The sequence below is a fragment of the Vibrio sp. OPT46 genome (genome assembly GCF_015163535.1).
GTDB lineage: Bacteria > Pseudomonadota > Gammaproteobacteria > Enterobacterales > Vibrionaceae > Vibrio > Vibrio alginolyticus.
In genome coordinates this window covers 1-7,894 of sequence record NZ_JADDYG010000129.1, presented here as the reverse complement: position 1 = coordinate 7,894, position 7,894 = coordinate 1, and the positions used below count along the sequence as shown (strand labels likewise).

Sequence of the window (7,894 nt, the reverse complement as noted above, 5' to 3'; positions counted from 1 at the left end):
ATTGGTGATGACATTACAGCAATAAGACTTAGAGTAGATAGAAATACGCTTTTCATAATAAGCTCCTTGAGGATTAGCAGTTAATTTTAATTACAATTTATATATTGCACATACGATGCCAACTTTTATTTTGTTATTTTTCAATAACTTAAATCATGAGCCATATTCAGCGTTATCTTCGTCTGGTAAATTTCGCTAACCAAGTGTCAAATTAACCATGCGAATTCAATACATTAAAAACATACATATTAGAAATGCTTTGTCAGGCAGTTTTCTCATCAGATAATTACGTAACTGCCCACTAAAAAATCGCTTTGAATCAAAATGCGGAAACAAAAAAGCAGCCCGAAGGCTGCTCCTAATCGTTAACATCAAGCTTGTTAACTCGATACGCTTGCTTCAACGCTCGACGTCACTGGCGACTTTCTGAAACGATTAATCAAACGATGGATAAACCTCTTAATCGATCTGAAAATATTTTTATTATCTTCAAGCATTAAATACAAACAAGGCACCAACACTAAAGTCAGAACCGTTGCGTACAACACCGCAAAGCCCAAAGCGACAGCCATCGGTATGACAAAACGCGCCTGCAAACTCGTTTCAAACATTATCGGCAATACACCCGCAAACGTCGTTATTGAGGTGAGCGTGATAGCTCGAAAACGAGCACAACCCGCCTCAACAACCGCTTGTTTGATGTTCATACCCTTTTCTCTCACTTGGTTTACGTAATCTGTCATAACCAGAGAGTCGTTGATAACCACGCCAGCAGCGGCGATCAAACCAAATGTCGACATCATACTGATGTCTAAACCTAGCCAGAAATGGCCCCAAATCGCCCCCGTCAGACTAAACGGAATGACGGACATTACAATCAAAGGTTGGGTATAACTTTTTAACGGTACAGCTAACAAGATGTAGACGATGATCATGCCTGCAATAAAGAACAAAATCTGTTCATTACGCTGCGCAGCCTGCTCTTCAATATCACCGCCCAATTCTGTTTTCACAGTTGGGAAGTCTTGCTTCATGTCCGGTAAGATATTGTCGTCAATGACCTTCACGATTTCTTGAGGTTCAACCAATTCTTCGTCTATCGAACCATAGACATAAACGGTTTGATACCCGCCTTCACGTCGAATGCTACTCACGCCCGGCTGCTCATTGATCTTCACCACATCACCCAACATGACCTTCTTACCTGCTGGTGTTGTAATCACGGCGTAACGCAATGATGAAAATGCTTCACGCGTCAGTTGCGGGTAACGCACCATAACTTTAATTTCTTCACCATCACGAATAATGCGCTGTGCTTCGCCACCATAAAAGCTGCCACCAACTTGCTCTGCGATCATGGTGAGATCCAGACCGAGATCGTACGCTACAGGCGCAAGAGACAAGAGTACTTCTTTGCTTCCAGAATCAATAGAAGATGAAATATCATATAACCCTTCTTCCTGCTGTAAACGCTCTATCAAGTAACGCCCAGCCTCGTTGAGCTCATTGATGTTAGAGCCAAACAACAAGTAGCCAAACTCATCTCTGTCACCACCACCCGCACTCTGCTCACGGATTTTGATGCTCTTCATACCTGGAATAACAGGCATAGCTTCACGCCAACGTCGAGCCAGTTCAAATGTATTGAACGGGCGTAACTCTTCATCAACCAAAGGTACTAATACACGACCTTCGGTGCGGCTTCTGTTGTACGACAGCACGTCACGAATCATTCCTTGACCATGTTCTGCAATGGTCTCAGATTCGATCTTTTGCATGACACGTTCAATAGTCTTGAGTGCACTGATTGTCTGCTCACTTGAAACGGTATCATTCATTTCAATAGTGATCGCAGGATAGTCGGTCGGCACTTTAGGGTTAGGGATCATCCGAACATAATTCGCGTTGATCAAAGCCGCGCTGATCAGCAGTAAACCACAGAACACCGCAAACACTGTCCAGCGCCAATGGGTGCATGTTGTTACAAAGTTACGATACGGACCGTTTACAAAGCCGAAGAAACGTTGGTTGAAACGATCTCGCCATCCACCAGGTTTGACTGGTTTAAAATGGGTATGCGCAAGGTGTGCAGGAAGGATCAGCTTCGATTCAATCAAACTGAAGATCAAACAAAGAATCACGACCCCCGCGATGCCATAAAAGAAGGCACTATCAATACCGCTAGACAACAAGAAAGGGGCAAACACAGCAATTGTGGTTAACACACCGAAAGTGGCTGGTGTGGCAACACGTTTTACACCACGAACCACGTTTTCGACGCCACCACCTTTTTCTTCAATTTCGCTGTAAGCGCTCTCTCCCATCACGATGGCGTCATCCACCACAATTCCGAGCACCATGATGAAAGCGAACAGCGAGACGATGTTCACTGTAATACCCAAAGCTGGCATCATCATCACCGCACCAAGGAAACACACTGGTAAGCCGATCATTACCCACATAGCCAAGCGGAAACGTAGGAAAATGGTCAGCATAATCGCGACTAATGCAGCGCCTTGCAGCAAGTTTTTCAACATCATGTCGAGACGCCCATTTAAATAATAAGTCGTATCAACTAAGACTTTGAGCTTAACATCCTGCGGCAATGTCTTGTTTTTTGCTTCAATATAGTTACGAACGGACTGTGCAACAGGGATAATGTTCTGGTCACGAGTTGCTTCAACAGACATGTAGATCGCATTTTGCCCTGAGTATTCAAAATAGCGCTCTTCTTCCGTAAAGCCATCTTTTATCGTGGCAATATCTTGCAACAGAACCTTTGCTCCATTTGCGCCAAGCTTTACTGGAATATTTCTAAACTCATCACCACGGTAGTATTGGTTTTCAATCCTTACTGCAATCATCCCTGAATTTGTTTTTACTTCGCCCGCAGAAAAGTTAGCTGAATAACGGCTGATCGCGCTGCTGATATCGCTCAACGTCAGGTCGTATTTACGAAGAACAAGTGGGTCAACTTCAATCGCTATTTCTTCTTCTGGCGCACTCAGATACACCAGCATGACGTTTTCTAACTGAAGTAATTCATCTTCGATTTGCTTAGCAAGCGGTTTAAGCTCCTCGAGCGGTCGGTCCCCAACTAACCCCATTTCGATTACATCTTGGCGCCATTCAACTTGGTAGACATTGATTGGTTCCATACCCGCTGGTAAGTTAGACAAGGTATCAATACGTTGGTTTACATCATCTAAGACACGCTTGATATCGGCATTAACGTCTACCTCGATGGAAACATACGCGCTACCTCTAGAGGCCGTTGAGACTGCTTTTTTAATCCCGGTGACGTCTTTAATCGATTCCTCGACCTTAACGAGAATACTCTCTTCTATCTCTTGAGGAGAAGCGCCAGGATAAGTCGCACGAACATCAATGTAGTTCACCTCAATATTCGGAAACATCTGCCTTTGAATAAAGAGAAAACTCACCACACCCATGATAATGATGAACACCATCAAAAGGTTGGCAGCGACGGGGTTATTCGCAAAATAGGCAATTAAGCCCTTTTGTTTAGTATCTTCCATGACAAACTCCTACTTACTGTACGACGGTTTCGGAGTCGTCACTCTTTTTTGCGATTTGTACCGCCATGCCTTTTTGAGGGTACTCGGGCAAGGTCAGTACCAACTTATCACTTTGCTCTAAGCCTTCGCCCACCAGCAAAAACTCACCTTCTGCTCTCAAAACCGTGACAGTTCTGGGTTGAAGTTGATTATCGCCATTCACCACCCACACGGTACGGTTTTTAACTAATTCCTGTGGCAAGCGGTAGATGTGCTTAAGTTCCTTACCAGTGAAGCTCACTTCAACGTAGGAGCCGAATTTGATTGGAGGCTGCTGGTTATCGACACCGTATGGGTCCGCGATTTGAATGACCATGTTAATCATTCGGGTAGCGCTATCAATCATGCCTAAATCACGAACTACTCGACCTTCTCTAGTGGTAGAAAACACACCTTGCTGCGTCACTGTCGCAGTGAGTTCACCAATGGATTCGGGTAAAAATGCACTATCAAAACCGGCAATGGGTACGTGCACCTCTGCCACTTCGATGTTGTTTAACGTGGCAACTCGAGAACCAGATGTAACAAATTGACCAACACCAATATCACGCTCAACAACCAGCGCATCGTAAGGTGCAACGACTTTGCAATTTTCTAACTCTCTTTTTGCTCGTTTGAGTGCCGCTTGAGCCGACTTTACTTGCGCTTGTGCGCTCAAAACGTGAGGCTTGCGTAAATACAGATCCGTCACTTGCTTATCGCTCAGTCTCTTTGCCTGACGTTTTGCCACTTCGGCTTTCGCTTGTTCCTCAATCAAGTTTGCGAGTGCACTAGCTAAATCGGCTTCAGCTTGTAAAACCGACGCTTCATAGTTGTCACTTTCAATTGTGAAAAGAACCTCTCCTCGTTTTACGATGCCACCCGTCACAAAATTCGGGTGCCAACTCGTAACTTCACCACTAACTTGCGCGGAAAGGTGTGTTTTTTCAAAAGGGACTAATTCACCGTGACTGGTAATCACCACTTTGTGATCAGTAGGAAAAAGAGAAGAAGCCTGAACAGTAGGTTCTGTAATTGCATCTTTGGTTGACTCTTTTTCCGGCGCAGTTGCGGCAATTGCAGCATATCCTGCATAAGAGCCTCCAACGACGACGAAGGGTAAAAGCCAACGTAATATGGGTTTTGCTAACATCGAAAATCCTTTTTTATTGTTGTTTTCAACACCACACTTTTATTCAGTCCATTGCTCCCGGTAAGCATGGTGGTGAGAGAATTGAATTTGAATAAACATCAAAGCGGCGCTTGCCTAGTCTTTTAAGCAGCGAACTAGATAGTTATTGCCAATTCAAAGTTAATAAAATTAACAAAAAATTAACCAACTGCGCAAGTTGCTCTGACTTAACTTTTATTCTAAATGGCAAATGACATGCCAAGCATTTATTTATTAAAAATCATATGGTTATATAAAAATCATTATTTTATCCAGTGCGCTATTGGTCATAATCACCAGATATTAGTGATTATGACCAATACGGCCATAATGATAATTAAAATAAATGATTATCTGCGCTTTAAAAGTTGAACTTAGTTCAGGCTCTATGGCAATTCATCGATTAATCGCTCGTTATCAAACGGTTCTGGGTGCATGTGGCGTCAGCTTAAGTCTATAATTTGGAGTAGGTAACACTCTGTAAGACAAGGAAATGTGCTTTGTTACAAACGCTCGCCAAGTTGCTCTTCCCCTCGCTGCTCACTATTTTATCGGCATGCTCATCCGTATCGTTGAATGACGCCAGTGAAAAGTCCACCAGCTTTCAGCTCGGTTATCAAAAGGATTCTGTTCTTGCGCAGTACTTTGAAGCTTACGGGAGAGACCCCAAGTCCATAACTGGCTTTGCACCGTTAAATCAGGGACACGATGCCCTTCTTGCTCGAACCTCTTTGATCGAGTCCGCCCAGAAAAGCCTTGACCTTCAATACTATATTTACCGTGGTGACGAAACGAGTCAGCTAATAACGTGGCGCTTGTATGAAGCGGCAAAGCGTGGTGTTCGAGTAAGACTGTTGCTTGACGATATGCAAAAGCGAAACGACGATGTGATGGCAGCCCTCAATGCACATCCTAATATAGAAATCCGCTTATTTAACCCGCATCAGTATCGCGACTCCCGTTGGTTCGCTCTTGCTAGCGATTTTGAACGCCTTAATCGTCGTATGCACAATAAGTCTCTGATTGCAGACAGTGTTTCCGCCATTGTCGGAGGTAGAAATATCGGCAATGAATACTTCTCTTTTGAATCGCAAGTTGAGTTTGGTGATTTTGATCTTCTGCTCTATGGTGAGGCGGTACAACAAACTGCCGATCAGTTCGACCTCTACTGGAATAGCGCCTATTCGATACCAATGGAATGGATTACACCGAATTCACAGCAAATTACCGACCAAGCGATTCAAAAGCAGGTCAATAAACTCCGGTTAGAGGAAAAGTTTTCAACCGGCCGCTATGACTTCACTCAACTGGATATGTACCAAGATCTAAAACAAGGCAAACTCAAGCTCTACTGGGGAGAAGCGAAAGTATGGTTTGACCTGCCCGATAAAGTCGCGACCCGAGAGAGCCAACTTATTGATAATTTAACGGAACTGGTTAAAAGTGTTGAGGATTCATTTGTGCTCATTTCTCCCTATTTCGTTCCAACTGAAGCAGGTACTCAAGCATTAAGTAACGCGGCCAAGCGAGGCGTTGATATCACGATTGTGACCAATAGCCTCGCGTCTAACGATGTGTTTGCCGTGCATGGTTGGTACGCAAAATATCGAAAAGATCTACTCGAAGCTGGAATCAAGCTTTGGGAAGTAAAAGCGAGCGCGAAACTCAAAAGTAAGTGGAGCCTCACGGGGAGTAGCAGAGCAAGTTTACACGCTAAAGCAATGACAATTGATAACAAAACACTTTTCGTTGGTTCGATGAACTGGGACCCACGTTCGGCCGCTTTGAATACCGAAATGGCCGTTGTTATCGAACAGCCAGAATATGTGCAAATGTTTCTAGAACAACTGCCAAATCAACTGTCGAGTAACGCCTACGCCTTAACTCTGCGCGACGGGGACATTGTCTGGACCGACGTAAAAACAGGCGAAGAATACGACTCCGAACCAGAAGCAGGAGTATGGCGAAAAATGGGCGCTTGGTTCTCCGGAATATTACCGATTGAAGATCAGCTATAACAGCTGCCAATACTGCAAACCTCCCCAGTCAAGCAAAACAAAATGGACGCTAGTTTTGGGCAGGGGACACAACCAACATAAGGAAGTTCAATGCCAGCGCAATGGAATGAATACTATCAGAAAATTTTAAGCCAACCTCACCGCCCAAACGTGGAAAATGCCCTGAACCTACTTAAGATAGAAGGCAAAGTCGCTCTCGATATTGGCTGCGGAATAGGTCGAGACAGCCACTTTCTCCTCGAACAGGGATTTAAGGTTCACGCATGTGATAGCAATGAAAATGCAGTAAAAACTTGTTTAACACGCTTTGAAGGTAATAAACGATTTTCGGTTTCGCAGTGCTGTTTTACTGAATTTAATTACCCTAAGTGCAGCTTGGTTATCGCAAATGCCAGTTTGTTCTTTTGCCCTGACACAGGCTTCAAACAAGTCTGGACAAAAATAGACAGCGCATTACAACCGGGCGGTATCTTCTCCGGCGATTTCTTGGGAGTGAAAGACTCCTGGGTTACCTCCGAAATGCACCCAAACATTACCGCATTAACAAAAAAGGAAGTGGAAAGCTTATTCGAAGGTTACGACCTCATTTCATTGCATGAAAGAGATGAAGACGGGACCACTGTAGTAGGAAGCCAAAAACATTGGCACATGTTTAGTGTGACCGCTCGAAAGCGCTAAAAATGGTCTCTCAGTAAAGAAAGCAGCACTTCAAATCAGTGCTGCTATCAGAGATTAATTGACGGGATACACCACTTCAAAACGCTCTAAAACCAGCGTACGTTTCTCATGCCAATCGATGTTCAACTCATCGCATTCAGCTTTAAAAAATGCAGTATGAGCATCACGCCACCAGTTTAAGGTTCTATCACCTTCGCCTTCTGCGAAGGCAAACTCTGCGGTTACATCCTCATATTTGCATGTACTTACGTCAGTAATTCGTATCACGCAAACCGGGTCCCCATCCCAATTCGTCACTACTTGTAAATGACCGACTTGGGGCATGATTTCACCATGCTCTCGATACCAAAGCTCCAAACTGCACGATGCAGTTTAATAAGATGGTACGCCCCACACCTGCACTACACTCAGCTATGTCGCTGAATATTGGGAGGTGCCATCATGTCGGCAATCAAAGTTATTGGAATCGA

General features: G+C 44.1%; 4 protein-coding genes and 1 pseudogene. 2 read left to right on the top strand and 3 right to left on the bottom strand.

The annotated features are described in order from the left end of the window. Positions 1–380 precede the first annotated feature (380 nt). Both IQR33_RS05775 and IQR33_RS05770 read right to left on the bottom strand, forming a co-directional pair. Entirely contained in the window at positions 381–3,539 is a 3,159-nt protein-coding gene (locus IQR33_RS05775; protein WP_193837902.1) for an efflux RND transporter permease subunit, read from the bottom strand. A gap of 13 nt (positions 3,540–3,552) precedes the next feature. Then, a complete protein-coding gene (locus tag IQR33_RS05770; protein WP_193837901.1) occupies positions 3,553–4,710 on the bottom strand; it encodes an efflux RND transporter periplasmic adaptor subunit in 1,158 nt (385 codons plus the stop codon). 518 nt (positions 4,711–5,228) lie between these two features. On the opposite strand from IQR33_RS05770, the gene IQR33_RS05765 reads away from it, so the two are divergent. Both IQR33_RS05765 and IQR33_RS05760 read left to right on the top strand, forming a co-directional pair. After that, positions 5,229–6,746 (top strand): phospholipase D family protein, encoded by a 1,518-nt coding sequence (locus tag IQR33_RS05765; protein WP_054576161.1) that lies wholly within the window; start codon positions 5,229–5,231, stop codon positions 6,744–6,746. A 90-nt stretch (positions 6,747–6,836) separates the two neighbouring features. Then, entirely contained in the window at positions 6,837–7,424 is a 588-nt protein-coding gene (locus IQR33_RS05760) for a class I SAM-dependent methyltransferase (RefSeq protein WP_017635142.1), read from the top strand. Positions 7,425–7,478: 54 nt separating this feature from the next. Here IQR33_RS05760 and IQR33_RS05755 read toward each other — a convergent pair. Continuing rightward, positions 7,479–7,796: pseudogene (locus tag IQR33_RS05755) on the bottom strand (ASCH domain-containing protein); the annotation flags it as partial. Positions 7,797–7,894: the final 98 nt, after the last annotated feature.